General features: G+C 65.2%; 1 protein-coding gene. It reads left to right on the forward strand.

Going from position 1 to position 230, the window contains the following annotated elements:
• A partial coding sequence (locus tag ACPYOM_RS24195; protein ID WP_481347933.1) for a hypothetical protein occupies positions 1-230 on the forward strand: 230 nt, incomplete at both ends.

Consider the following 230-nt stretch of genomic DNA (forward strand, 5'->3'; position numbering starts at 1 on the left):
CCCCAGATTACTACGCGTCTCGTGGGCTCGGAGATGTGTATAAGAGACAGGTCCTGACGCGTGAGCCGCACGTCGTCACCCGCGTCGGGGTCGGCGGCGAGGAGCCAGGGCACGGCGCCGCGCCTCACCGCCGCGCGAATGCCGTTGACGCTGTCTCTTATACACATCTCCGAGCCCACGAGACGCGTAGTAATCTGGGGGGGCGGGCTCTTTTTTTAGAAGGGGGGGGG

This window comes from Monashia sp. HAY1-2A (assembly GCF_056755315.1).